This is a genomic window from Streptomyces caelestis, assembly GCF_001279005.1.
GTDB classification, from domain to species: domain Bacteria; phylum Actinomycetota; class Actinomycetes; order Streptomycetales; family Streptomycetaceae; genus Streptomyces; species Streptomyces heliomycini.
Genome location: NZ_LGCN01000211.1, coordinates 1 through 842, shown reverse-complemented (window position 1 = coordinate 842; position 842 = coordinate 1). Strand labels below are relative to the sequence as shown.

1 protein-coding gene is annotated in these 842 nt (G+C 69.7%); it reads right to left on the bottom strand.

Going from position 1 to position 842, the window contains the following annotated elements:
- Window positions 1-133: 133 nt before the first annotated feature.
- Window positions 134-842: hypothetical protein (locus tag ADK41_RS24790; protein WP_053670301.1), on the bottom strand; the 709-nt coding region annotated here is incomplete at its 5' end.

The following is an 842-nucleotide window of genomic DNA, read 5'->3' as shown; positions in this document are numbered from 1 at the left end:
CGGGGCCTGCGGCGGCTGGCCGTAAGGCCCCGGCTGGCCGTACGGTCCGGGCTGCTGCGGCTGCCCGCCGTACGGGCCCGGCTGGTTGTAGCTCATTGCTTGGGTTTCCCTCGAGTCGCTGATGTGGTGCCGGTCAGGCCTTGACGCGGATCTGTTCGCGGAGCTTGGTGGTGAGGTCGACCGCGGTGTCCTTGCCGACGCCCGTGCCGTTGTTGTCACCGGGCGAGACCATGGCGACCGTGCTGTGGTCGGCCCAGGCGCAGAACCAGTCGGTCGACTCCTTCTTGGTCAGCGCGTTGGTGCTCTTGGTCGACTGGCACTTGGCGACCGCGCCGTCGATCTCGACCTCCTCGGGGTCGCCGACCAGCTCGGCGTTCTGCATGCCGCCGGTGTCACCGGTGGAGCTCTCCTCGACCTTCTCCTGGATGTTGGCGAAGAACTTGTCCAGGACGGTCTGGGGCTCGGCGATCTCGCCGTACCCGCCCACCATCGTCATGCCCTTGGCGGTCAGCAGCTCGGCCCGGTCGGGGAGCGTGGAGGGATCCTGCGGGTCGTAGCCGCCGAAGTCGGCGGTCGACCACTGCCCGACGATGGCCGTACCGTTCTTGACGCCGCTCTTCTCCATGTCCTTCGCGGTGTCGGAGTCGCTGCTCTCGTTGCCCTCGCCGGCCAGCTTGTACTCGCCGAGCACGGTCGCCGGCGTGGTGAGCTTGTGCGCTCCGTCGTCTTCCAGGCCGCCGGTGCCGCCGCCCGAGCCGAGCACGAAGTACGCGCCCACGCCGAGGGCCGCGACGATGGCGACGGCGCCGATGACGATCCCGGCCTTCTTGCCGCCGCCGCCC